The sequence below is a fragment of the Algibacter agarivorans genome, assembly GCF_039543245.1.
Classification (GTDB): domain Bacteria; phylum Bacteroidota; class Bacteroidia; order Flavobacteriales; family Flavobacteriaceae; genus Algibacter_G; species Algibacter_G agarivorans.
Window position 1 is genome coordinate 26,603 of the sequence record NZ_BAABJJ010000011.1, and the last position, 23,221, is coordinate 49,823.

At 32.6% G+C, this 23,221-nt stretch carries 20 protein-coding genes; 11 read left to right on the top strand and 9 right to left on the bottom strand.

Annotation, left to right across the window (positions count from 1 at the left end; genetic code table 11):
* From porG to ABD935_RS04070, 3 genes are all read right to left on the bottom strand, one after another.
* Nucleotides 1-687, bottom strand: coding sequence for a type IX secretion system protein PorG (gene porG / locus ABD935_RS04060; protein WP_345190333.1), 687 nt, complete (start codon nucleotides 685-687; stop codon nucleotides 1-3).
* Between the two features lie 317 nt (nucleotides 688-1,004).
* Nucleotides 1,005-1,889, bottom strand: coding sequence for an NAD kinase (locus ABD935_RS04065; RefSeq protein WP_345190335.1), 885 nt, complete (start codon nucleotides 1,887-1,889; stop codon nucleotides 1,005-1,007).
* 167 nt (nucleotides 1,890-2,056) lie between these two features.
* Nucleotides 2,057-2,716, bottom strand: a complete 660-nt coding sequence (locus ABD935_RS04070) for a CBS domain-containing protein (RefSeq protein ID WP_345190336.1) — start codon at nucleotides 2,714-2,716, stop codon at nucleotides 2,057-2,059.
* Between the two features lie 251 nt (nucleotides 2,717-2,967).
* Between ABD935_RS04070 and ABD935_RS04075 the strand changes: the two genes are divergently transcribed.
* The 7 genes from ABD935_RS04075 to clpX all read left to right on the top strand — a co-directional run bounded on the left by ABD935_RS04075 (nucleotide 2,968) and on the right by clpX (nucleotide 10,470).
* Nucleotides 2,968-3,684, top strand: a complete 717-nt coding sequence (locus ABD935_RS04075; protein WP_345190337.1) for a pyridoxine 5'-phosphate synthase — start codon at nucleotides 2,968-2,970, stop codon at nucleotides 3,682-3,684.
* Complete coding sequence (locus tag ABD935_RS04080) at nucleotides 3,681-4,445, top strand: alpha/beta fold hydrolase (RefSeq protein WP_345190338.1); 765 nt, start codon at nucleotides 3,681-3,683, stop codon at nucleotides 4,443-4,445. Before ABD935_RS04075 ends, ABD935_RS04080 begins: the two co-directional genes overlap by 4 nt.
* 87 nt (nucleotides 4,446-4,532) lie before the next feature.
* Nucleotides 4,533-6,506, top strand: coding sequence for an LTA synthase family protein (locus tag ABD935_RS04085; RefSeq protein WP_345190339.1), 1,974 nt, complete (start codon nucleotides 4,533-4,535; stop codon nucleotides 6,504-6,506).
* Nucleotides 6,507-6,530: 24 nt separating this feature from the next.
* Nucleotides 6,531-6,884 (top strand): phage holin family protein, encoded by a 354-nt coding sequence (locus tag ABD935_RS04090; RefSeq protein ID WP_345190342.1) that lies wholly within the window; start codon nucleotides 6,531-6,533, stop codon nucleotides 6,882-6,884.
* Nucleotides 6,885-7,018: 134 nt separating this feature from the next.
* On the top strand, nucleotides 7,019-8,347 hold the full coding sequence (gene tig / locus ABD935_RS04095; RefSeq protein WP_345190344.1) for a trigger factor: 1,329 nt from the start codon (nucleotides 7,019-7,021) through the stop codon (nucleotides 8,345-8,347).
* Nucleotides 8,348-8,489: 142 nt separating this feature from the next.
* The gene (gene clpP / locus ABD935_RS04100; protein WP_345190346.1) at nucleotides 8,490-9,164 is read left to right on the top strand and encodes an ATP-dependent Clp endopeptidase proteolytic subunit ClpP; all 675 of its coding nucleotides are present in this window, start codon (nucleotides 8,490-8,492) and stop codon (nucleotides 9,162-9,164) included.
* 73 nt (nucleotides 9,165-9,237) lie between these two features.
* Complete coding sequence (clpX, locus tag ABD935_RS04105; protein WP_345190347.1) at nucleotides 9,238-10,470, top strand: ATP-dependent Clp protease ATP-binding subunit ClpX; 1,233 nt, start codon at nucleotides 9,238-9,240, stop codon at nucleotides 10,468-10,470.
* Nucleotides 10,471-10,868: 398 nt separating this feature from the next.
* Here the strand turns inward: clpX and ABD935_RS04110 are convergent, their stop codons facing one another.
* On the bottom strand, nucleotides 10,869-12,383 hold the full coding sequence (locus tag ABD935_RS04110) for a GH3 auxin-responsive promoter family protein (RefSeq protein ID WP_345190348.1): 1,515 nt from the start codon (nucleotides 12,381-12,383) through the stop codon (nucleotides 10,869-10,871).
* Nucleotides 12,384-12,426: 43 nt separating this feature from the next.
* On the opposite strand from ABD935_RS04110, the gene ABD935_RS04115 reads away from it, so the two are divergent.
* A complete protein-coding gene (locus tag ABD935_RS04115; protein ID WP_345190350.1) occupies nucleotides 12,427-13,221 on the top strand; it encodes a DUF2797 domain-containing protein in 795 nt (264 codons plus the stop codon).
* A gap of 63 nt (nucleotides 13,222-13,284) precedes the next feature.
* Here ABD935_RS04115 and rpsU read toward each other — a convergent pair whose 3' ends face one another.
* From rpsU to ABD935_RS04130, 3 genes are all read right to left on the bottom strand, one after another.
* Nucleotides 13,285-13,479: a 30S ribosomal protein S21 gene (rpsU, locus tag ABD935_RS04120; RefSeq protein ID WP_019387676.1), complete on the bottom strand. Its 195-nt coding sequence runs from the start codon at nucleotides 13,477-13,479 to the stop codon at nucleotides 13,285-13,287.
* A gap of 72 nt (nucleotides 13,480-13,551) precedes the next feature.
* Nucleotides 13,552-16,224, bottom strand: a complete 2,673-nt coding sequence (locus tag ABD935_RS04125) for an AsmA-like C-terminal region-containing protein (protein ID WP_345190352.1) — start codon at nucleotides 16,222-16,224, stop codon at nucleotides 13,552-13,554.
* A 150-nt stretch (nucleotides 16,225-16,374) separates the two neighbouring features.
* A complete protein-coding gene (locus ABD935_RS04130; protein WP_345190354.1) occupies nucleotides 16,375-17,079 on the bottom strand; it encodes a queuosine precursor transporter in 705 nt (234 codons plus the stop codon).
* A 70-nt stretch (nucleotides 17,080-17,149) separates the two neighbouring features.
* On the opposite strand from ABD935_RS04130, the gene folK reads away from it, so the two are divergent.
* The 3 genes from folK to ABD935_RS04145 all read left to right on the top strand — a co-directional run bounded on the left by folK (nucleotide 17,150) and on the right by ABD935_RS04145 (nucleotide 21,116).
* Nucleotides 17,150-18,280, top strand: coding sequence for a 2-amino-4-hydroxy-6-hydroxymethyldihydropteridine diphosphokinase (gene folK / locus ABD935_RS04135; protein ID WP_345190355.1), 1,131 nt, complete (start codon nucleotides 17,150-17,152; stop codon nucleotides 18,278-18,280).
* 80 nt (nucleotides 18,281-18,360) lie between these two features.
* A complete protein-coding gene (locus ABD935_RS04140; protein ID WP_345190357.1) occupies nucleotides 18,361-19,107 on the top strand; it encodes an NIPSNAP family protein in 747 nt (248 codons plus the stop codon).
* A 368-nt stretch (nucleotides 19,108-19,475) separates the two neighbouring features.
* Nucleotides 19,476-21,116 carry a sulfatase family protein gene (locus ABD935_RS04145; protein ID WP_345190358.1) on the top strand — a complete coding sequence of 547 codons (1,641 nt, stop codon included), beginning with the start codon at nucleotides 19,476-19,478 and terminating at the stop codon, nucleotides 21,114-21,116.
* A 107-nt stretch (nucleotides 21,117-21,223) separates the two neighbouring features.
* On the opposite strand, the gene ABD935_RS04150 is transcribed toward ABD935_RS04145, so the two are convergent.
* Both ABD935_RS04150 and ABD935_RS04155 read right to left on the bottom strand, forming a co-directional pair.
* Nucleotides 21,224-21,841 (bottom strand): methyltransferase domain-containing protein, encoded by a 618-nt coding sequence (locus ABD935_RS04150; RefSeq protein ID WP_345190517.1) that lies wholly within the window; start codon nucleotides 21,839-21,841, stop codon nucleotides 21,224-21,226.
* A gap of 50 nt (nucleotides 21,842-21,891) precedes the next feature.
* Nucleotides 21,892-23,205 (bottom strand): glycoside hydrolase family 117 protein, encoded by a 1,314-nt coding sequence (locus ABD935_RS04155; protein WP_345190359.1) that lies wholly within the window; start codon nucleotides 23,203-23,205, stop codon nucleotides 21,892-21,894.
* Nucleotides 23,206-23,221: the final 16 nt, after the last annotated feature.

The window sequence follows — 23,221 nt, forward strand, 5'->3', positions numbered from 1 at the left end:
TTAATTTACGCAATAGCAAGGGTTTTCTCCAAAAGTGTATGTTAGCGTTATGCCCGAAAACACATACCAATCATTATTATTTATGTTTCCAAATCGGAATTGCTGTCTAAACTTACCATCTGGGATACTTCCGTCCAATTCATCTGAAAACGTATATCGTGCGCCAATTTCAATACCTAAAATCAAACTTTCTAAAAAATTTGTTTTAAAGCCTAATGCCATTGGGATCCCATAAGCCCAACTAGAGTTGTTTTCGGAGGTTTGTGTATTATTGAAAAAATAATGATTATCATGATTTGTTACACTTATACCTGTATATAGGTAGGGTGTTCCTATTTTTTCGCCAGAGTGTAAGTTGAAATCCATAAATGTAAATTCCATGCCTAATGAAACTTCCATGATTTTACTTGAGAACTCATAACCTCTTTGAATACGTCTTGGGTCGTCTGAATTTATATCAATACCTTCTAATTCACTGAAAATTAAAGAGGCTCTATAGGAGTGTCTTCTACTTCTATTCCATTTATAAATACCTCCAATGGCCAATTGGTTAGGCGATATATAATTTGTTGCACCCACATCTCCAATAAAATTGCTTCCTCCTACAAAAACGCCAATTTCGTTAATTTGAGAGTAGCTTAAATGTATACTTAAAATGCTTAATATCAATATGGTTAAATGCCTCATAAATATTCAAAAGTTTGCAAATATAATAATAATACCACTCACCATTTAAGTTTACTGTAATAAAACGCCCTTTTTCCCTTTCTATTGCATCAGAAAAAGAAACCGTAACTTAGGCTATGCTTTATTTTTCTGTTTTCATATAAAAAAAAACATCATTTTATTTTACAATAAATTCAAATAGTAATTGGTATAAGATTTGACTGTTACAATTTCAAGTAAACAGTATCTGTGTAAAACAGTTTTTCTTTTGAATTATTGTTTAATCTACATTATTGGTGTTATGATTTTTCGTTATGATAAACCATGAATAATGCTGGTTAATTGCGCTTGTCTTCGCCCCAAAGGAGCTTTTTGCGAAGTGTTACCAAAAAGCTTTCGCCAAGTAAATCAATCATTTTGATTTTAAAATCAGCTTTTTTGATTTTTATTATAGTGCCATTATCTAAAGTAGCAATTCTGGAATCTAATGATACTAAATGCTGTTCTTCACGACCGTCGACTTTTAATTGTATTTCGGTAGAATCAGGGATTATTAAAGGTCGCGCACTTAAATTATGCGGGGCAATGGGGGTTAGTGCAAAGCTTCCTGCTCCTGGTGTAATTACTGGGCCGCCGCAACTCAATGAATATCCTGTTGAGCCTGTTGGTGTGGAAACTATTAATCCATCACTCCAATACGAGGTTAGGTATTCGCCATCTAAATAGGTTTCAACCGTAATCATAGATGTGGTGTTTTTTCTGCTTACGGCTATTTCATTTAATGCGAAATTTAATGATATAATATCCTCATTTTTAGGAGATGTTTCTACAGAAAGTAAGCTGCGTTCAGAAATTTCATAATTACCATCGATAATATCTTGAATAGCCTTTTCAATTTGATTGATTTGAATGGTTGCTAAAAAACCTAAACGTCCAGTATTGATTCCAATTATAGGAATATCTAAATCTTTTACAAATGTTATGGCTCTTAAAATGGTGCCATCGCCACCAATACTCACTAATAAATCAAAGGAATTATCTAAAGTTTTGAAGGTTTTAAATGACGAATAATCTTTTTCGTTCTGTGATTCACTTTTAATAAGATTCGAGAATTCGGTTTCAATATATGCGTCAAAATCTTTTTTCAACAAATAATTGAAAAGTGTTTCTACCGAAATTGATGTGGTTTCGTTATAAAAACGCCCAAAAATAGCAACCTTCATAGATTATAGTAGTTTAATGTTAAAATAGCGTATTCAATCGTCTTCATTTTTTATTCTATTTCCTTGTTCAGGATTTCCGTAAATTAAGTTGTGCAAATCAATCACGACTTTATATAACAAAAAAGCAACTTCGTTTTCTGTTTGCCATTTTTAAAATTAAATTGGTATTACATGTTTAAATATTTCTTCAAATAATCCGAACGCTCTTTTAAGCTTTCAATATAGCTGTCTTCCTCGTGGCCGGAAACTATATTATAACTATATCTGCGAAAAGTTTGTATAATTTCATTAAGCCCGGTATTACTAATTTTTAGAGTTACTTGAACTAAATCATTATTCTGTTTCGAAATGAATGCCCCAAGAAGTTTACCGTCGTTGGATTCTACAATTTGGCTAATCTCACTAAAAGAATAGTCATTAATGCTCTTTTCAACTACCAAAAGCCCGCCAGTTTCGGCAAAAAACGGAGATTCGCCAAATAAGCTAATAATATCATTAAGTTCATAATAGCCTAAATAGTCGTTTTGGTCATTTAAAACAGGCATGATGTTAGTTGAATTTAAAGCAAAAGCTTCCAGAACATCTAATAAAAGTGTGTTGTCGCGGACAAAGAAAGTTTCAATGGAATGTTGATATTCATTTAAGGTTTTATCACTTTCAAAACAATGTGCATCAGTTTCAGAATAACACCCTAAATAGGTTTTGTTATCGTCATTAATAGGTATATGAGAAAATGTGAGTTGATTAAATAGTAATTGCAAATCGCGTATTTTGCTTTTACTATTAAGTGGTTTTATATCATTTAGAATAAATTCTGAAAGTTTCATAGCGCATTTTAAATAGAGTTGCAAATTAATCAAAAAATAGTATGTATGCTCATTCTACTTTGTATTTTTGCCGAACAAATTTGAACTTTTTGCTTTGAAGCGAAAATTTTAGGTTTTGAATTCTTATGAAAAATTTCTTGAATTTCATAGCGTAGTTATGAAGTGATAAAAAGATGAATTATGAATTTAAAAGAAGAATTTTTTAGCCAATGTCAAAAAATTCAAATTTGTTCTATTTTAAAAATGGATTTATGACTAAGTTAAGTGTTAATATTAATAAGATTGCCACGTTAAGGAACTCAAGAGGTGGCGATGTGCCGAATGTAGTCCAATTTGCAAAAGATGTACAGCGTTTTGGTGCCGAAGGTGTAACCATTCATCCAAGACCAGATGAGCGGCACATACGTTATCAAGATGCTAGAGATTTAAAACCAGAGGTTTATACAGAATATAACATTGAAGGCAATCCTGTAGATTCTTTTGTTAAATTGGTTTTAGAAGTCAAGCCAACTCAGGTTACATTGGTGCCAGATGCGGTTGATGCGATTACAAGTAATGCAGGTTGGGACACTATAAAGCATAAGGGTTTTTTGGTTGATGTCATCAAGGAGTTTAAAAATAACGGTATTAGAACTTCAATTTTTGTGGATCCCGTTTTAAAGCAAATTGAAGGTGCAAAAGCTACTGGAACAGATAGGATTGAATTATATACAGAAGCCTTTGCTCATCAATACGGTTTAGGAAATCCCGACGCTATAAAGCCTTATGTAGAAAGTGCAGAATTGGCAAATAAATTAGATTTAGGTATTAATGCAGGGCATGACTTGTCTTTAGATAACATCAAATTTTTTAAAGATGAAATCCCGAATTTACTAGAAGTATCAATTGGGCATGCTTTAATTGCTGAAAGTTTATATTTAGGTGTAGAGAACGTTATTCAAATGTATTTACATAAATTGAAATTATGATATTACATTCAAACATTATTGGCGAAGGAAAACCATTTGTGATTCTACATGGTTTTTTAGGAATGAGTGATAATTGGAAAACACTAGGTAGTCAATTTAGTGAACAGGGATTTCAGGTGCATTTAGTAGACCAACGCAATCATGGTCGAAGTTTTCGTCATAATGAGTTTAATTATGAAGTACTTGCTGAAGATTTAAAGCAATATTGTGATGAACATAGTTTATCTGATATTGTTCTGTTGGGTCATTCCATGGGAGGAAAAACAGCCATGTTATTTGCGGCGGAAAATCCAGAATTAGTTTCTAAATTAATAATTGCAGATATTTCGCCACGTTTTTATCCAATTCATCATGACGCTATTTTAGAAGGATTGAGTGAATTAGATTTTGACGCCATAAAAACTAGAGGTGAGGCCGATAAGGTTTTAAGTGGTTATGTGTCAGATTTAGGCACGCGTCAATTTCTACTTAAAAACTTATACTGGATTGAAAATGGAAGGCTTGCCTTAAGAATAAATCTGGATGTTTTAAAAGAAGAAGTTGCAGAAATAGGAGAAGCATTGCCTAGTTATTCAAGATTTGAAAATGAAACGCTGTTTTTACGTGGAGACCGCTCAGAATATATAGGTGTTGAAGATGAAAGAATTATTTCAAACCATTTTCCAAAAGCTGAAATTATTACCATTTCCAACTCAGGACATTGGTTGCATGCTGAAAACCCAAAGGCCTTTTTTGAGGCTGTGATAGCGTTTGTTAAATGATTTTTTAATGTATTTCTTAGGGTCTAAGCAAGCCTAAAAGGTGTGTTAAAAATAATAATAATTCTATCTTTGCATAAAACAACTGTGATGCAATCAAACACTAAGTGGGGTAAATTTATTAAAGAACTAAGCAATCTTTTCTTTTTTTGGTTTTTTGGAGTATTATTCTTTACCGTTTTTAGAGTCATTTTTATTGCGGTTTTTCAAGAAAAAATGAGTCATGCAGCTGGTTTTAATGAAATAGCAAAAGTGTTGTTTGCTGGTTTTAAATTTGATTGTACTGCCGTTGCTTACTTTATTATCATTCCGTTTCTTCTCCTATTGGTTTTATCTCCTTTTAATCTTTTTAATGCCATAAAAACAACTAGAAAAGTTCTACAATACTTGTTTGTCATACTTTCAACCATAATTTGTGTGGTTAGTATTAACTACTTTAAAGAGTACAACAATCAGTTCAATAATTTTATGTTTTTAGCTTTGTATGATGACCAAAAAGCTGTGCTTAAAACGGTTGTAGAAGATTTCAATCCCATATTGAATCTAATCTCACTAATTGTAATTATAGCTGTAGGGATATTAATTTTTAAAGCTTTTGAAAATAAAAATTTTATAAACAGTAAGCTTTCCAAAATACATTTTAAAGGCAGTCAATTTGTTATCATACTTGTAACGCTATTGCTGTTTGTAATAGGGATTAGAGGTTCGGCATCTACCGTTCCAGCTATTAGAAAATGGGCTGGTGTGTCTAAAGACGAATTCTTAAACAAGACGGTCGTTAATCCATTTAGGTCTCTTAAATATGCTATAAAAGATTTTAATGATTTAAATCTATTGGATGGCAACAATCCGTTTATGCCTAATGGTGACTTTGAAAATTTATTTACTCAGGAAAAAATTACCGATGTCCTATTAAAAAAGGCAAAAGGGGCAACTATAGAAAAACCTAAGCAAATCTTTTTAGTGATTATGGAGAGTTATGACTCTTGGCCTCTAATGGAAAAGTACCTGCCATTTAACTTGTCATCAAATCTAAATAGTTTAGCTAAAAAAGGCACAAATTTCACCAACTTTATTCCAGCTTCAAATTCTACATTCAATTCCTTTGGGTCTATAACAACAAATGTTCCGTATTGTGGTGTTAACATTGGCACATTAGGCGCTATAAATGAGCCTTTTAAAACCTCTATATTTAATCAATTCAAAAAACTGGGTTACGAGATTAATTTTTATTATGGTGGGTTTCTTTCATGGCAAAAAATAGGAGAATTTACTACCTATAATGGCGTTGAACGAAGTTTTTCTGGAGTAGACGTAGAAGGTGGTTTGGCCTCTGGAAGTTGGGGGGTTGAAGACGAAGTATTGTTTAACATGGTTTTAAAAAACACGGATACAACTAAGTATTCTTTGAATGTTATTTTAACGACCAGTTACCATCCACCTTATACGGTTGATGTTTATAGTAAAGGGTTTCCTTATAAAACTATAGATGATTTTCCCAAAGAGGTTTCAAAATATTACGATAATGGCATGACTTTAGACGCCTTAGGTCATTTATGGTATAGTGACAAGGCCATAGGTGATTTTGTAACCAAGGCAGAAAATAGATATCCTGAAAGTGTATTTTGCTTTACTGGCGACCACTATGGCAGACGGTTTATTAATCATCAACCCAGTCTATATGAAAAATCTTCGGTCCCGTTTGTTGTATATGGTAAATCGGTTCAAAAACAAGTTAATACAACACCCGGAAGTCATATAGATATTATGCCAACACTCATTGAAATGATTGCTCCTGAAGGTTTTGAGTATTATAGTTTTGGCACGTCTTTATTTGATGAAAAGATAAAATATGGCATTGGTTTTTGCAAAATTCTAACATCAAACGAGTTGTTGTATTTTCCTAAAGATAAGCAAATAGAAACCTTTGATTTAATCAGTAAAAAGAAAAACTATATAGATGAAACCTCTTTAAAGGAACATGCCGATAAACTAATGGCTTTATCTTGGCATTATATTATGAAAGGTGACCATATAAAAGAGAAAATAGAAAGCCAGCAATAAATTAATAAATCAAAATATAAAACCATGAATTTAATTTTAAGATTATTATTAAACGCTCTAGCAGTATTTGCATTAGCAAACATTCTAACAGGTGTTAGTGTAGATGGTTATATGTCTGCAATAATTGTGGCGCTAGTCTTGTCGATCCTAAACCTTTTAGTAAAGCCACTTTTAGTCATTTTAACCCTGCCGGTAACCATTATTACTTTAGGCTTGTTTTTGTTAGTAATAAATGGATTGATTATTCTTTTGGCTGATGAATTTATTAATGGATTTTCTGTTGATAGTATTTGGTGGGCAATCTTATTTAGCATCTTATTATCTATACTACAATCGTTTTTGCAGTCTTTCTTAAAAAAGGATAAAAAGGTATTATAAATCAAGCGATTAAAAACTTTGTTGGGATGTAAAAATATATTACTTTTGCATCCCGATTTTGGTTGCAAAATTTTTAAGTTTTTAAAAGAGACTTTATTGTTAAATGCCTGATTTAAGGCTTTATATAATTTAAAATGAATATTACAAGAGAAAACGTTGATGCATTAAATGCTGTAGTAAAAGTAGATATCGCTAAAGAAGATTATAGCGATAAGGTTGAAAAAATCTTAGTAGATTACCGTAAAACAGCAAACATTCCAGGTTTTAGAAAAGGACATGTGCCAATGGGTATGGTTAAAAAGCAATACGGAAAAGCTGTTTTAGTTGATGAGGTTAACAAACTTTTACAAGATGCATTAAATAAATATTTAACTGAAGAGAAGTTAGATGTTCTTGGACAACCATTACCAAAAACTCAAGATGAAATTGATTGGGATGCTGAAGGTTTTTCTTTTGAATTCGAACTAGGTTTAGCGCCAGAATTTGAAGTTAATTTAAAAAGTAAAAAAGCCATCACGCAGTATAATATTGTCGCTGATGATAAAATGATAAATGAACAAATTGAACGTATTCAAAAACAATACGGGAAATTAGTATCTCAAGATACTGTTGAAAAAGACAGCGAAATTACAGGAGCTTACACTAACGAAGAAAAAGAGATTGATAACACAGTAACTTTAACTTTAGATAAATTTAAAGGAAAGTCTACAGCTAAACAATTTATTGGAGCTAAAGCGGGTGATGTAATTACATTAAAAACAAAAGGGCTTTTTGATGACGAGCATGATTTAATGCACGCATTAAAATTAAGCCATGATGATGTTCATGGTTTGGATGTTGAAGTAAACTTCACGATTACTGAAATTAATAACCGTGAATTAGCAGATTTAGATCAAGAATTGTTTGATAAACTTTTTGGAAAGGACGAAGTAACTTCTGTAACAGAATTAAAATCTAAAATAAAAGAAGACGCTGAAAAACAATTTGTGCAACAAGCAGATCAAAAGTTTCTCAATGATGTTACTGAGTATTTGGTAGAGAACACAAAATTTGATTTACCAGCAGAATTCCTAACAAAATGGATGCAAACTGCAGGTGAGCAAGAAATGGATGCGGACCAAGCAAGAGATGAATACGAGAAGTCTGAAAAAAGTTTACGTTACCAATTAATTGAAGGTAAATTGATTACAGATAACGATGTTCAGGTTACTATGGACGATATTAAAAATCATGCAAGAGAAATGATTAAAGGGCAAATGGCTCAATTTGGTCAAATGAATCCTTCAGATAAGGAGTTGGATGATATCGCTGCGCGTGTATTATCAAACCAAGATGAGGCACGTCGTATTTCAGAGCAGTTAGTTAGTCAGAAACTATTATCTGTTTATAAAGAAAAAGCAAATATTAAGGTTAAAGAATTAAGTTACGAAAACTTTGTTAAAGAAGTTTATGGTGACAAATAAATAAAGAATAATTGCTTATATTTAGGCGCTTAAATCTATAGATTTAAGCGCCTTTTTATTCAAAAAATAAATCTTAATAAAACAGGTTAGGATCCGCCTTAATGTAAGTCAGGGTTTTAATCTAAATAAATATAAATAGACTATGGATTACGCAAAGGAATTTGAGAAATTCGCGATAAAAGATCAAGGAATTAGCAGTACATATTATAACAAAATTATTAGTAGTATGTATCCAAGCAATTTAACGCCAAATATTATTGAAGAGCGTCAAATGAATATTGCTGTTTTTGACGTGTTTTCGCGTTTAATGATGGACAGAATCATTTTTTTAGGACAAGGCATTAATGATCAAGTCGCTAATATTGTACAAGCTCAATTATTGTTTTTGGAAAGCACAGATGCTAATAAAGACATTCAGATTTATATCAATTCTCCTGGTGGAAGTGTATATGCGGGTTTAGGGATTTATGATACCATGCAGTTTATAAAACCAGATGTAGCAACAATATGTACTGGTATGGCAGCATCAATGGGTGCAGTTTTATTATGTGCTGGAGCAAAAGGAAAACGAAGTGGTTTAACCCATTCGCGTGTTATGATTCACCAACCATTAGGAGGTGCGCAAGGACAAGCCAGTGATATAGAAATTACAGCAAGAGAGATTTTAATTTTAAAGGAAGAGCTATATAAGATCATAAGTAAGCATTCTGGTCAAGAATACGACAAAGTATATGAAGATAGTGATAGAGATTACTGGATGAAAGCTGATAAGGCGAAAGAATACGGTATGATTGATGAGATTTTAGTGCGTAATTAAATAAAAATTTGTAATTTTAAACAATTGTTATAGAGGGATTTATAATATTTTACTTTCAAAATAGATAAGATTAATGGCAAAAGAAGAACTAGAATGTTCGTTTTGTGGTAGGAAAAAACCTGAAACGAATTTATTGATAGCAGGATTAGATGCTCATATATGTGATAGATGTATAGAGCAAGCTCATGGTATTGTTGTTGAAGAATCAAAACAAAGTGATAGTAGCGATTTATCTGCAGAATTAAAACTTCGTAAGCCACAACAGATTAAAACATTCTTAGATGAGTATATTATAGGGCAAAGCATGACTAAAAAGGTTATGTCCGTTGCCGTTTATAATCACTATAAAAGATTATTACAACCAACAACCAAAGATGATATTGAAATTCAAAAGAGTAATATCATTATGGTTGGGCAAACAGGAACAGGTAAAACCTTAATGGCTAAAACCATTGCTAAAATGCTGAATGTACCTCTAGCCATTGTTGATGCTACGGTTTTAACAGAAGCAGGTTATGTAGGTGAAGATGTAGAAAGTATTTTAACCAGATTACTCCAAGCTGCAGATTATAATTTAGAAAAAGCTGAAAAAGGAATTGTTTTTATTGATGAAATTGATAAAATAGCTCGAAAAAGTGATAATCCTTCCATTACACGCGATGTGTCTGGTGAAGGTGTTCAGCAAGCTTTATTAAAGCTTTTAGAAGGAACAGTTGTAAACGTTCCACCAAAAGGAGGACGTAAACACCCTGACCAAAAATTCATTGAAGTTAACACCGAAAATATTTTATTTATAGCAGGTGGTGCTTTTGATGGTATTGAAAGGCATATTTCAAAACGATTAAACATGCAAGCGGTTGGTTATAGTGCTTCTATGTCTGATGAGAATGTAGATCAGAGTAATTTATTACAGTATATAATTCCAAAGGATTTAAAAGATTTTGGATTAATTCCAGAAATAATTGGCCGTTTACCAGTCTTAACATATATGGATCCTTTAGATGCAGAGACGTTAAGAGCCATTCTTACAGAACCTAAAAACGCCATTATTAAACAATATAAAAAATTGTTTTCTATGGACGATATCGACTTTGCTATTACCGATGGAGCTTTAGATTTTATTGTTGGTAGAGCTATTGAGTATAAATTAGGGGCAAGAGGATTGCGTTCGCTTTGCGAAGAAATTTTAACCGACGCCATGTTTGAATTGCCAAGTAGCAATGATAAAAAACTGAACGTAACAAAAGTTTACGCAGAAGATAAATTAACAAAAACAACCTTAAAGAAACTGAAAGCGGTTTCTTAAAAAGTTTGAATTTTATATACAAAAAAACCACGCTATTTAGTGTGGTTTTTTTTATTCATGGAAATTAATTAATAATGGATATCTATATAAAAATGTTTATGTCTGTTTCAATACTTGTGTAAAAGTATACTTAATAAGTAGTTGTGCAATGGCTCTTTATTGCCTTTTAGATTATAAGACGAAATACTCGTTTAAAAACTTTTTAGATTACTGTTTGTCGATTTCATGACATTTAATCGATGAAAATGTAATCTGCAATAACAAATTAAATATTACGGTTAGCTTGTAAATCGTCATCAGAATAATTGGTTTTGTAGTCTACCAATGGTTTAGCCTCTTCTAAATCTTTTGGAGCTAAACGCCTTCTTTGCTTTTTTAGTTAATTGGGATAAGATGTTTTATGAATTTAGTTTTAATAAATCATCCATATAATCACGAGTATTAGAAAGTCTTGGTACTTTATGTTGCCCACCTAATTTGTCATTTTGTTTTAACCAATCATGAAATAAGTGTGTGCGAGCTATGTTAATCTTAGGTTTGTTAAGTGTAATGTTGTTATAGCGTTTGGCTTCGTAATCAGAGTTTAAAGATTTTAAAGCATTGTCAAACAATTCATTAAAATAATGGATATCACTAGGTGGTGTTTTAAATTCAATGAGCCACTCATGAGCTCCTTTTTCTTTACCCTCCATAAAAATGGGAGCTGCTGTAAAATCTACGATTTCTGCGTTTGTGCGTTTGCAGACTTTTTTTAAAGCATGTTCTGCATTTTCAATAATAAGTTCCTCGCCAAAAACATTAATGTGGTGTTTGGTTCTACCAGAAACTTTTATTCTGTAAGGACTTAAGGATGTAAATCGTATAGTGTCACCAATTTTATAGCGCCATAGACCAGCATTAGTAGTAATAATGACAGCGTAATTTTGGTTCAGTTTTACTTCGTTAAGCGGTATGGCTTTTTCTTCAGAAGTCGCATAAATATCCATAGGGATGAACTCATAAAAAATTCCGTAATCAAGCATTAGTAATAATTCACTGGAATTGTTTTGGTCTTGAATAGCGAAAAAGCCTTCCGAAGCATTATAAATTTCATAATATTTAAAACTCTTTTTAGGAAGTATTTTCTTGTACTGATCTATGTAAGGCGAAAAACTTACACCGCCATGAAAATAAACTTCTAGATTTGGCCAAATATCATGTAAACTTTGTTTTCCTGTTGATTCCAACACATTGTTAAGCAATACTAACATCCAAGATGGGACACCTGCAAGACTAGTGACATTCTCATTAATGGTTTCGTTTACAATAGCTTGCATTTTATGCTCCCAATCACTCATCAGCGACACTTTACTACTAGGTGTGCTACTAAATTCTGCCCAAAAAGGCATATTATCAATCAAAATAGCCGACAAATCTCCAAAGACCGTTCCGTTTTCTTTATACAATTCTTTACTCCCGCCCAAGCGTAAGCTTTTGCCAGTAAACAATTGCGAGTCTTCATTGTTGTTAAGATACATGCACAACAAATCTTTGCTAGCAGCATAATGGCAGTCTTCGAGGGATTCTGTACTTACCGGAATAAATTTACTTTTTGCTCTAGTGGTACCGCTAGATTTTGCAAACCATTTTATGGGACTTGGCCAAAAAATATTCGACTCGCCTCTTCTGGAACGTTCAATAACATCCTGCCAACCATCATAATTTTTAATAGGAACCCGTTCGGCAAAAGTTTTATAATTTTTAATAGATGCAAAGTCGTACTGCCGTCCAATTTCAGTGTCTTTTGCAATATCTATAAGGTTTAATAGTAATTCATTTTGTACTTCATTTGGGTATTTTAAAAACAATTCTATTTGATGAAATCGTTTTTTTAAAAACCAAGAAGCAATCGAATTTACTATAGGTATTGGCATATTTTATTTTATCTTTAAGTTCTTAAAAATAATACTTTTTTTTATGACCTACCAAGGTGTGTTAACAAAAATGGAGACCGAGTTTTTTAGTCCTATTCAATATTATCTGATATTTAAAAATGATTTTCTGAATATGAATCAGTTATTGAACAAAAATATCACGATTCAATTTGTTAAATATCAATGTTTAAATTGTGGCTTGGATAAACCTATTTTCCGTCAAGGTTTTGATAAACAGTGCTTTTATGATGTGGCTAAAGCGGGAGATTGGATTATGCGGCCAGAATTGAGTACGGCGCATTTAGATAAAGAAGACCGTGATTTGGAGTATGAAAAAAAAGTGCAACTGCAACCACATATTGTGTATTTGGCTAATTCTAGTAATGTAAAAGTGGGCGTGACTAGGAAAAGTCAAGTGCCAACCCGTTGGATAGACCAAGGCGCACATGAAGCTATTGAAATTGTTGAAGTGCCAAATAGGTATTTAGCAGGAATTACCGAATTGGCTCTAAAAGACTATGTAGGAGATAAAACTAATTGGCGTAAAATGCTTAAAAACGATATTGAAGATGAAAATTTAGTTGAATGGAGAGACCGTTTAAAACAATATATCCCTGACGAAGCTGCGGCCTATTTCATTGAAAGTAATACCGAAACTAATTTAGAGTTTCCTGTGATTAAGTATCCAGAAAAACCTAAAAGTCTAAATATTAAAAAAGAACAACAATATTCTGGGAAATTGGTTGGAATAAAAGGGCAGTATCTTATTTTCGAAGATGAAACCGTTTTTAATATTCGTGCTAATGAAGGATTGGTTGTAAATATTTTTATTAACTAAAAAAGCCCATTTACAAAAATTTGTAAAGGGCTTTTTTATATAAGTTAGAAAACAAAGAGACTATTATATATCTTCTTGGTCTCTTAAATTTTGAATATATGCTGCTTTTTGAACTTCGCGACGTCTTTTAACAGAAGGTTTTGTAAAAAACTGACCGTCTCTTAAGTTTTGCATAACTTTAATATTTCTGTGCTTTCTTTTGTAGCGTTTTAAGGCTCTCTCGATGTTTTCGCCATCTTTAACTATAATCTTTAACATAAATATATTTTATTTTGTGTTTTATGGTCTTCCTAAAAGGGGGACAAAATTCGGGTTTTTTATTATTAAATCCTAATTAATAGTATCTTGTTTCTTCTTTTTATTTCCTAACAAACCACCAAGTATATTTTTAACGGCATCTTCATTGGTATTTGTTTTTGTAGAGTCTGCTTTTTTGCTTCCTTTTAGTATGCTTCTTAAAATATCTTGAACCGCATCATTTTGTTTTTGTTTTACAGAGTCTGTTTTGGTTTTATTTCCGCCAATAACATCGCCTATTAAATCTTTTACTTTGTCCTTGCCTTGATTCAGGAGTTTTTGTTTTTCAATTTCAATCAATTGTTTTGTTAAGTTAGAAACACCACTGGTTAAATCTGTTTTTACTGTTGGGCTTGTGTAGCTTCCTCCGATATTAGCGGTAACAGGAATGGTAATATTGCTAACGTCATTATCATTTATTTTTCCAATGAGCCTATTAACTTCACTACCCAAATATTTTGCTGGGACATTAAAAACAGCACTATATGCCAAAGTTTTATCAAAGCCATGTGAGCCAGAAACGGAAATGGAAATGTCTTCGTATTTTAAATCGAATGGTTTTACGCTTACTTTTCCGTCAGCAAATGCTAATTTGGTTTTCACGTTTTTTAAATCCAATTTGTCAAAATCTATAAAACCTAAAGCGCCTTCAAGTTTATTGAATAATTCACCTTCGGTTGTATTTATTTTTGTGGTTAATAATTCCGCTAGAGCATCACCAGAAACGGTGCTTAAATCAGGAGAGAATTCTTTGTCTAACTTCCCTGAAAGATTAAGGTTTGTGTTTAATTTACCTTGTAGTAATTTTGCGATGGGTGCCAAATTCTGCAGCAATTCTAGGTCTTTGAACGATTTTGAAATATCAAACCCATTTGCGCCTAAATTCAAATTAAAGATTGGGGTGTCTTCTTTAGTTGAAACATCACCAGAAATCGCCAAAGCACCATCGAAAATATTGGATTTCATGTCTTGAAGCGTAACCTGCTGGTCTTTTATAATGAGTTTGCCAGTTACCTCTTTTAAATTTAAGTTATCATAAACTACCGTTTTAGCATCAGCATTTATGATGCAATCTATAAAAGCTGGAATTTTTAATGATTCCGAGTTGCCGGTCGTTTTGTTTTTTGTTGAAGAGGCATCTTCAGTCATAAAATCACTCACTTTAAAGAAGTTTGAAACCACATTAAAGTTTCCTTTTAAAGTATTGTCGCTTAATAAAAAACCGAGTAAATTTTTTATGGTTCCAGTGGCATTTAAATCGCTTTCTCCAGTTTTTGCTTTAAAATTATTAAGTGAAACGGTGCCTGGATTAAACGTCATGTCCGCTTGAGAAATATGAATAGGATTTACAATATCTTCCGATGAAAACACAAAATCGGTAATACTTGCTGAACCATTATTTTTTATACGTGCGTATGCATTGGTTTCAATGGCGTTCATGTCAAAAGCCGTATGTAACTTGGCTTTTAAAATACCAGTAAGTGTGTTGTCTAATTCTACAGGATATGCTTTTGTGATATTGGCTAAATTTAAAACACCATCAATATTAGCGTTTACCAACATGTTTTTTGTGATGTTTTTTAAAGTTGCGGACGATTTAAACACATCATCATCAATTTTGAAATTTAGCGTTTTAATATCAATATAGGTGTCATCTACTTTTCCAGTTGTGTTTTTTATTTCTGTATTTATAACGATATTCTGAACTCGTTTTGGTAAATCTGGATACTTAAATGATGCATTATTTGAAGTGATACTGATATCTAAATTTGGAATAGTTTCATCTGAATTTAGTCCTTTTATGATGCCTTTCACCTTAAAATCACCTGTAGTTTGAACATTTTCGATGTTTTTTGAATATGCCTTTGGAATAACTGCTAAGAAATTTTTAAAGTCAGATTCTGGGTTTTCAAACGAAATATCAATGTCTTGTCCGTTTTCAATTAGTTGCATATAGCCGTGAAATTCTAAAGGCAAGTCATTAATAAAACCTTTATTTTCTTTGAAGGTGTATTTGCTGTTGTTTAAATCTAAACCAATTAAAGCCTCTAATTTTATGGGGTTATTGCTTAAATAACTGGTGCTATCTAGTAAGAAGCTTACATTAGCTTCACTTATTGTGTTTAATTCTGAAGCTTCAGCCGAAAATGTACCATGGCCTTCATGATTAAGTTCGGTAACATAAATTACCATTTTTGAAAGGTTATCAATATAAGTTAAAGCACTGTTTTTTATTTGGTAGTCTTCAATATCAAAAGAAAAACTGCTGGTTTCTTTTTCCGCGGAAGCGTTATTATTTTCGTCTTTAGTAATATCGTAATTATTATTTCCGAATTTATCGGTTTTCAAGGTTAACAAGGCCTCTTCAATATTGATAGCGTTTACTACGATTGGAGCTTCACTTGCTGTTTTAAATAATTCCTTGACCGACATGGTGAAAGAAATGTCTTTAACCGAAGCAAACGTTTCGTCTTTAAAAGGCTCAAAATTGGTAATCACTAAATCGGTTACATTAACATGTGCTTGCGGAAAACTTCTTATAAAACTTAGACTTACATCACTAAATTCTACTTGTGCATTTAAGTTTTGATTAATAAACCGTTTAACCATATCCTTTATTTGCCCTTGAAATGCAAATGGGATTGCAATTAAAAGTGCTATGATGATCAGTAGGGTGATACTAATAATTTTAAATGCTTTTTTCATAAACAATAATTTGTCATTCCCGCGAACCTGCCTACCGGCAGGCAGGGGCGGGAATCTCATTAAATAGATTTCTCTGATGTATCTATGTACGCAAAAATGATGCTAAAAGATGAAATTGACTTTATATTAATGTTAATTCTTTCGGAAATATTAAAGCAAATCAATCTCTTCATTTAATTTTAAATTGAATCGTTTTCTAAATAGATATACGCCTAAATATAGAAATGGTGTATCGCAAGCGGCTACAATAACTTTGAACAAAAAACCGCTAACAAGCAAGCCTTTAAAATTGGCCCAATCAATAATTCCGAAGGAGCATAATAAAAATACAATCGTAAAAGTATCTACAAATTGCGAAAACCAAGTAGAGAAATTATTTCTAAGCCATAAGTGTTTGCCTTTAGTTAATCGTTTCCAAAAATGATAAATCTGGATATCAATAAACTGGGCAAATAAGTACGTCAGCATACTTGCAAAAACAGCAATCATAGAGTTTCCGAATACGGTTTGAAACGTCATGTCGTCTACATAAGACCATGAAGTTGCTGGTACGCTAGTAGCCATAAAAATGATTAATAGTGAAAATAATGATGCAAAAATTCCAACCACCACGACATCATTAGCGCGCTTTTTGCCATAAATTTCGCTTATTAAATCTGTGATTAAAAAGGTAATAGGATAAGGTAATATTCCAACTGAAATCTCAAAAAGCTTGCTTCCAAAAATTTCCATATCAAATGGGTGCCAATAAAAAAATTTCTGAAATATAAGATTTGAAACCACTAAGGAGGTTATAAATAGAGCACCTAAAAGGATGTAAATACGTTGGGCAGCGAGTTTGTCTTTTAGTGTCATTTATAATTGTGAATAAATAGGCTCTGTAAATATACAGGAAACCATTTACTTTTTATTATTTTGCTTTCTCATGATTAAACCAAAAACATATCATATTGCTTTAGGTAGTAACAAAGGCGATAAATTCAAAAACCTTCAAGATGCTATTGAAGCTATTCATGAGCGTATTGGAAATATTAAATTAATATCAAAAGTCTACAAATCGCCAGCATTTGGTTTTGAAAGTGATGATTTTCTTAATTGCTGTTTGGTTTTACAGAGCTATTTAGAACCTCAAAAGGTGTTAGACCATTTGTTGACTATTGAAACGGCATTAGGACGAGAGCGGAAAGAAGGTGCTGGATATGAAGCCAGAACTATAGATTTAGATATTGTTTTTGTGGAAGGCGAAATAATAAACACAAAGACGCTACAAGTGCCACATCCAGAAATGGAAAACAGGAAATTTGTTTTACAACCTTTACATGATATTGCCGCAAAAGTAAAACACCCAAAGCTAAATAAAGAAGTTGCCGTTTTATTAAATGAATGTGAAGATAAATCAGTTTTAGAACCCATTATGATTTGGTTGAAAAACCCAAGTAGGAAATATGATTTTTCTAAGTTTAATTACATGGCTATAGAAGGGAATATTGGGGCAGGAAAAACAAGTTTGGCCACTAAAATATCGCAGGATTTTAATGCGAAACTCATTTTAGAACGATTTGCCGATAACCCATTTTTGCCCAAGTTTTACGAAGATGCCAATAGGTATGCCTTTACCTTGGAAATGAGTTTTTTGGCGGATAGATACCAGCAAATATCGGACGATTTATCGCAACTCGATTTGTTTAAAGATTTTATTGTGAGTGATTATGATGTGTTTAAATCGCTTATATTTTCAAAAATCACATTGAATGAAGATGAATTTAATCTATATCGTAAGTTGTTTTATTTGATGTACAAAGATTTGAGAAAACCAGAATTGTACGTCTATTTATATCAAAACACCATCCAGCTTCAAGAAAACATAAAAAAACGCGGACGTGATTATGAGCAGAATATCGCTGATGAGTATCTGGAAAAAATTAATGCTGGGTATTTGGAGTTTTTAAAAACCCAAAAAGATTTTAATGTGAAAATCATCGATGTTTCCGATAGAGATTTCGTGGAAAATAGACCGGATTATTTGTGGGTTTTGGAAAAAATAATTGGTAGTTAATCCAACTGGGAATTTGGTAATAAATATTTTATAAGAGCAAATTAAACTTATCTTGTAGGTTCAACCATGTTTTTTTAGTCATGAAACGATATACTTTAGTTACAATCATCTTTTTTCTCTTTTTTAATTTTACTCCAGCTCAAGAAGAAGTATACGAGCTAAGAACCTATGAATTTGAGTTTTTTAGACCAGCAAATGTTTTACATACTTATTTCGAGGATGCATTAATTCCTGCGCTGAATAGACAAGGAATAACTAATGTAGGGGCTTTTGAAGAGGCTAGTGAAAGTTTACCTAAGAAAGTGTATTTGCTTATTGCGTACAAAGATATACAGTCATTTCAGGATTCAAAAGATTTGTTACTTAATGACAAAATTTATGTAAACGATGCATCGGCATATTTAAAAGGAGGTGAAGTAAAGATGCCTTATAACAGAATATCAACAAATTTAATTAAATCTGCCAAAGGCTTTCCAAATTTGGTTAAACCTAAAAATAAAGCCAATGTTTTTGAGCTTCGTATTTATGAAAGTCATAATGAGGATGCACTCTACAGAAAGATAAAAATGTTTAATGATAGTGAGTTTGGAATTTTTAACGATGTTGGACTTCCTATTGTGTTTTTTGGTTCTAATATTGCAGGTAGCCAAATGCCGTGTTTAACTTACTTGTTAGCATTTAAAGATAAGGATGCTCACGCTGAGGCTTGGTCTAAATTTGGACCACATCCTGAGTGGCAAAGAATAATAAAGTTAAAGGAATACGCAAATTCGATGAACGATATAACCCGAGTCTTTCTTAAACCTTTGCCTTATTCTCAATTGTAGTTCCCAGTGAAGCTTAGCCGACAATAATCCCAACTTTTTTCATGATGATTACTTAATTTAAGGTTGATTTATTTAGTTAAACCTTGCAAAAGCAGAAAAAAAGAAAGTAAAATTGGGAGCAGTAAAGCTTATTTATTGTTTTCCTGATTTATAATAAAGAAAAACCGCACATAAAAATTTTCAAAAAACCTCTGTCATTCTTATGAAAGTATAATCTGCTTTTTTTAGTCAAAGTTCGTAATAAATTAAACAACCTTAAAACTGGTCGCACATTACCTATCTGATCAGCATCAGGGATTTCCATAGTGTTTCACTAAATAAAGAAAATTCTTTATTATATTTAGCATCTGAACAACTATACTTAAAACATGAAAATCCAACTTACCCCTTTTTTTATTATTGCTTTGGTAATGCTATATTCTTGTAAGCAAAAAGAATCAAAGCAAAGTGAATTTCAACAGCCTAATATCATTTATATCATGTCTGATGATCATACCACACAGGGTATAGGGGCGTATGGTAGTAGGTTGGCTAGCTTAAACCCTACACCTACAATAGACCGTATTGCCAACGAAGGCGTTTTGTTGGGAAATGTATTTTGTACCAATTCTATTTGTACACCATCAAGAGCGAGTATTATGACGGGACAGTATGGACAAGTAAATGGCGTTGTAGATTTAAGTGGGAGTTTAACTCCTGAACACCAGTATCTACCCATTGAAATAGGTAAGTTAGGTTATGAAACTGCCATGATTGGTAAATGGCATTTAAAGCATGCGCCTGAATCTTTTGATTATTACAATGTGTTGCCAGGGCAAGGGGATTATTTTAATCCGACTTTATATGCAAAAGAAGGTAGTGAAAAAATGGAAATACAATTTGAAGAAGATTTAGTTAGAGTGGTGAATGCAACTAAATATAAAGGACATTCTTCGGATGTCATCACAGATATTTCTCTCGATTGGCTTAAAAATAAACGTGATAAAACAAAGCCATTTTTCTTGATGCATCATTTTAAAGCACCCCATGATTTTTTTGAATTTGCGCCTCGATATGAAAATTACTTAGCTGATGTAGATATTCCAGAGCCTGCTAGTTTATGGGACAATAAAAACAATGGGTCTATTGGCACTCGCGGTGTTAATAATTCATTAATGGATACCATAGGGTCTTCAGTAGGACATAGAAATGTTATAAGGAATATGGGGATGCATATGGATATTGACCCTAATATTCCAGATCCTGAATATAAAAGATTAGCATATCAAGAATACTTAAAAAGATATTTAAGATGTGTAAAAGGAGTTGATGATAATGTTAAGCGCTTGTTTGACTATTTAGAACAAGAAGGTCTTATGGATAATACCATTATTGTTTACACGGGTGACCAGGGTTTTATGCTTGGAGAACATGATTATATTGATAAACGATGGATGTATGAAGAGTCTATGCGCATGCCGTTTTTAGTGAGATACCCAGAAAAAATTAAGAAGGGAAGTGTTGTAGATGCTATGATTAACAATACAGATTTTGCGCCAACCCTTATAGAAATGGCGGGCGGTAAAACACCAGATTATATGCAAGGAAGTAGTTTTAAGAATATCATAGAAACGGGAGTAGAACCAGAAGGTTGGAAAAAGGAAACCTATTACCGCTATTGGATGCATATGGCACACAATCATAACAACCCAGCCCATTTTGGTATTCGCACAAAAGATTATAAGTTGATATTCTTTTATGGTCGCGATTATAATGCCCAAAGAAATGTAGAGGCACAGGAATGGGCACATAACCCAGAATCCATGTCGTATTTTGATACACCTCCAGCATGGGAATTTTATGATTTAAAAAACGATCCAAACGAAATGGATAATAAATATGGTGACGAAAAATATGCTACTGTTATTGCTGATTTAAAAGTAAGATTGAAAAAACTCAGAGTCGAAGTAAAAGAAGATGATTCTCAATTTCCGCAGATAGAAAAGGTTGTAGAAGAATATTGGGATTAGAAAATATGATTTGAATGATTTAGATTTGTATTAACAGGTTCTTTTATTTTGGAGTTTGGACTTTTAAATTGGATTCTTGCCTTTGTAAGAATGGCAAAAATCACGTCTTAAAAAGTTTTAAATAAAGTTGTAACAATGCGTCCTCTATTATTTTCCATAACATACTCGTTAAGTTGCTTTTGATCTTTGATTTTTAAATTAAAAGGTGGTACTAATACATCAACACCACTATTTTGTTTTAGTCTAATCCCTTGCCCTGAAATAATATCTTTATTTGGTGAAAAGTCGCCTAATGGTAAGTGTTCCGTTAGAATGATGTATTTGTAAAGGGCTAATTTTTTTGAGATTTTTTCAATGTCTTTATTAGATAAATGCTGTAATACCTGTCTTAATATGATGCAATGCCCAGAGGGAAGTTCATCTTCTATAATATCCAAACAATCAAATTCTAAATTGTTTGCTTTGTATATTTTTTTGTTTCTTTCAATAAGGTTTTTAACAATATCTATGGCAACATATTTTTTGGCGTATTTAGTTAGGTGTTTTCCAATATTAAAATCGCCACAACCTAAATCACAAACTACTAAAGATTTATCATGAGATTTTAAAAATGCAACTAAAACCTTTAAATATGAGTCTATAATTTTTGGGTCATGCGAGCCATATCCAGAATAAAAATCAAATTGGTTGCCGCCCCAAAGTTTCATCTCATAAATCTGGTGCATTACATCCTTTATAGGCCATGGCTTTTTATTTCTCAAAATGGTCTTAATGGTTATTTTCCATTTAAAATTTCATCATTCTCCTTATTGATTCTTTGGCGTTGCTCTTCATTTAAGCCGTACTCAAAATATAAATCGTTTGGATACAGTAGATTAGATTTTTTCATACTTCGATCATTTGTTTTTTGACTTAAATCGCAATCGAAACGTGCCAATTTAGTGTGCATTTTATTCCAATCGTTACCTGCATTTATAAAGTGTGATAACCCCCATGTGATACCATCCGCATTGTTGGAATCTAAAAAGGCATCAGGTGAAAATGGACCTGCTGCAACAGGTAGTAACTTGCTGACTGCTGCAATTTCAAAATTGACCCAATCCTCTGCATACTGTATCGTATAGTGTTCAATGCCATCGGTGGTTACAATGGCAGCTACACCCTTCTTAAAGGGGAACAATATAGTTTCGTGACCAGAATTCATTACAGGGTTTAAAGGATGCTTGACATATGGCCCTTCAGGAGTTTCAGCTATGGCTAAGCCCCAACAATCCCAATGTTTTCTATTGGCATCGCGCTCTCCCAGACCAGATTTATAATAAACATAAATTTTACCGTCATGAATCAGGGGGTAGGGATCATGAATAACCCTGTGATCCCATTCATTTTCTTTTCCAAAGTCAATTACTACCTTGTTCATTGGTGTCCAAGGGCCATCTGGAGAATCTGCATAAGACATTGCTACGGGACAAACATCGCTGCTCCCAGCATTTGTAGGTTTGCCACTAGGTGCACTAAAAGCTTGATAGTATAAGTAATATTTGCCTTTCCATTTTAAAACATCAGTTGTAGAAACCGATCTCCAACCTGGACTAGGTTTTGGGGGACGAGGAACAGCAACACCTTGTTCTTCCCATGTAAAACCATCTTTACTTGTAGCGTACCAAATGTCACTTAAATCCCAGTCTGCCGAGGGAATAGTATCATTACAGTTCTCGTAACCCAAGGGTTTAGTAGGTGTATTACGATACGTGTACCAGACATAATATTTACCATTTTCAAATATAACTTTAGAGGGGTCTCTACGTGTAATTGTGCCATCTCCGTTGTTATAGTCGAACCCTTCTAGCTCTGTATATCTAAAGTTAGAATATAATTCGTTATCTAAAAGTCGCGGAGCTTGATAATGCTTAAAACTACGTTGCATCGCACTACTTAGTTTTCTATTGGGATCTAGGTTTTTTATAAATAAAGGAAAGCCCTCTTGCTTTATTTTTAGAGTATCGGAGTTGTATGTATGGTTGTTTTCAACTTTAGTGTTACACGAATAAACGCATAGTATGGTAAGTAATAATAAAATCGATCTCATATTTAATTTAGTTTAG

What these genes read in the sequence shown, in the direction of transcription:
- rpsU (WP_019387676.1), bottom strand. Translation starts at nt 13,479, where the DNA reads ATGTTAAAGATTATAGTTAAAGATGGCGAAAACATCGAGAGAGCCTTA.
- ABD935_RS04140 (WP_345190357.1), top strand. Translation starts at nt 18,361, where the DNA reads ATGAAACGATATACTTTAGTTACAATCATCTTTTTTCTCTTTTTTAAT.
- folK (WP_345190355.1), top strand. Translation starts at nt 17,150, where the DNA reads ATGATTAAACCAAAAACATATCATATTGCTTTAGGTAGTAACAAAGGC.
- ABD935_RS04110 (WP_345190348.1), bottom strand. Translation starts at nt 12,383, where the DNA reads ATGCCAATACCTATAGTAAATTCGATTGCTTCTTGGTTTTTAAAAAAA.
- tig (WP_345190344.1), top strand. Translation starts at nt 7,019, where the DNA reads ATGAATATTACAAGAGAAAACGTTGATGCATTAAATGCTGTAGTAAAA.
- ABD935_RS04155 (WP_345190359.1), bottom strand. Translation starts at nt 23,205, where the DNA reads ATGAGATCGATTTTATTATTACTTACCATACTATGCGTTTATTCGTGT.
- ABD935_RS04150 (WP_345190517.1), bottom strand. Translation starts at nt 21,841, where the DNA reads ATGCACCAGATTTATGAGATGAAACTTTGGGGCGGCAACCAATTTGAT.
- ABD935_RS04130 (WP_345190354.1), bottom strand. Translation starts at nt 17,079, where the DNA reads ATGACACTAAAAGACAAACTCGCTGCCCAACGTATTTACATCCTTTTA.
- clpP (WP_345190346.1), top strand. Translation starts at nt 8,490, where the DNA reads ATGGATTACGCAAAGGAATTTGAGAAATTCGCGATAAAAGATCAAGGA.
- ABD935_RS04075 (WP_345190337.1), top strand. Translation starts at nt 2,968, where the DNA reads ATGACTAAGTTAAGTGTTAATATTAATAAGATTGCCACGTTAAGGAAC.
- ABD935_RS04125 (WP_345190352.1), bottom strand. Translation starts at nt 16,224, where the DNA reads ATGAAAAAAGCATTTAAAATTATTAGTATCACCCTACTGATCATCATA.
- ABD935_RS04090 (WP_345190342.1), top strand. Translation starts at nt 6,531, where the DNA reads ATGAATTTAATTTTAAGATTATTATTAAACGCTCTAGCAGTATTTGCA.
- ABD935_RS04070 (WP_345190336.1), bottom strand. Translation starts at nt 2,716, where the DNA reads ATGAAACTTTCAGAATTTATTCTAAATGATATAAAACCACTTAATAGT.
- ABD935_RS04115 (WP_345190350.1), top strand. Translation starts at nt 12,427, where the DNA reads ATGACCTACCAAGGTGTGTTAACAAAAATGGAGACCGAGTTTTTTAGT.
- ABD935_RS04145 (WP_345190358.1), top strand. Translation starts at nt 19,476, where the DNA reads ATGAAAATCCAACTTACCCCTTTTTTTATTATTGCTTTGGTAATGCTA.
- ABD935_RS04080 (WP_345190338.1), top strand. Translation starts at nt 3,681, where the DNA reads ATGATATTACATTCAAACATTATTGGCGAAGGAAAACCATTTGTGATT.
- ABD935_RS04085 (WP_345190339.1), top strand. Translation starts at nt 4,533, where the DNA reads ATGCAATCAAACACTAAGTGGGGTAAATTTATTAAAGAACTAAGCAAT.
- porG (WP_345190333.1), bottom strand. Translation starts at nt 687, where the DNA reads ATGAGGCATTTAACCATATTGATATTAAGCATTTTAAGTATACATTTA.
- ABD935_RS04065 (WP_345190335.1), bottom strand. Translation starts at nt 1,889, where the DNA reads ATGAAGGTTGCTATTTTTGGGCGTTTTTATAACGAAACCACATCAATT.
- clpX (WP_345190347.1), top strand. Translation starts at nt 9,238, where the DNA reads ATGGCAAAAGAAGAACTAGAATGTTCGTTTTGTGGTAGGAAAAAACCT.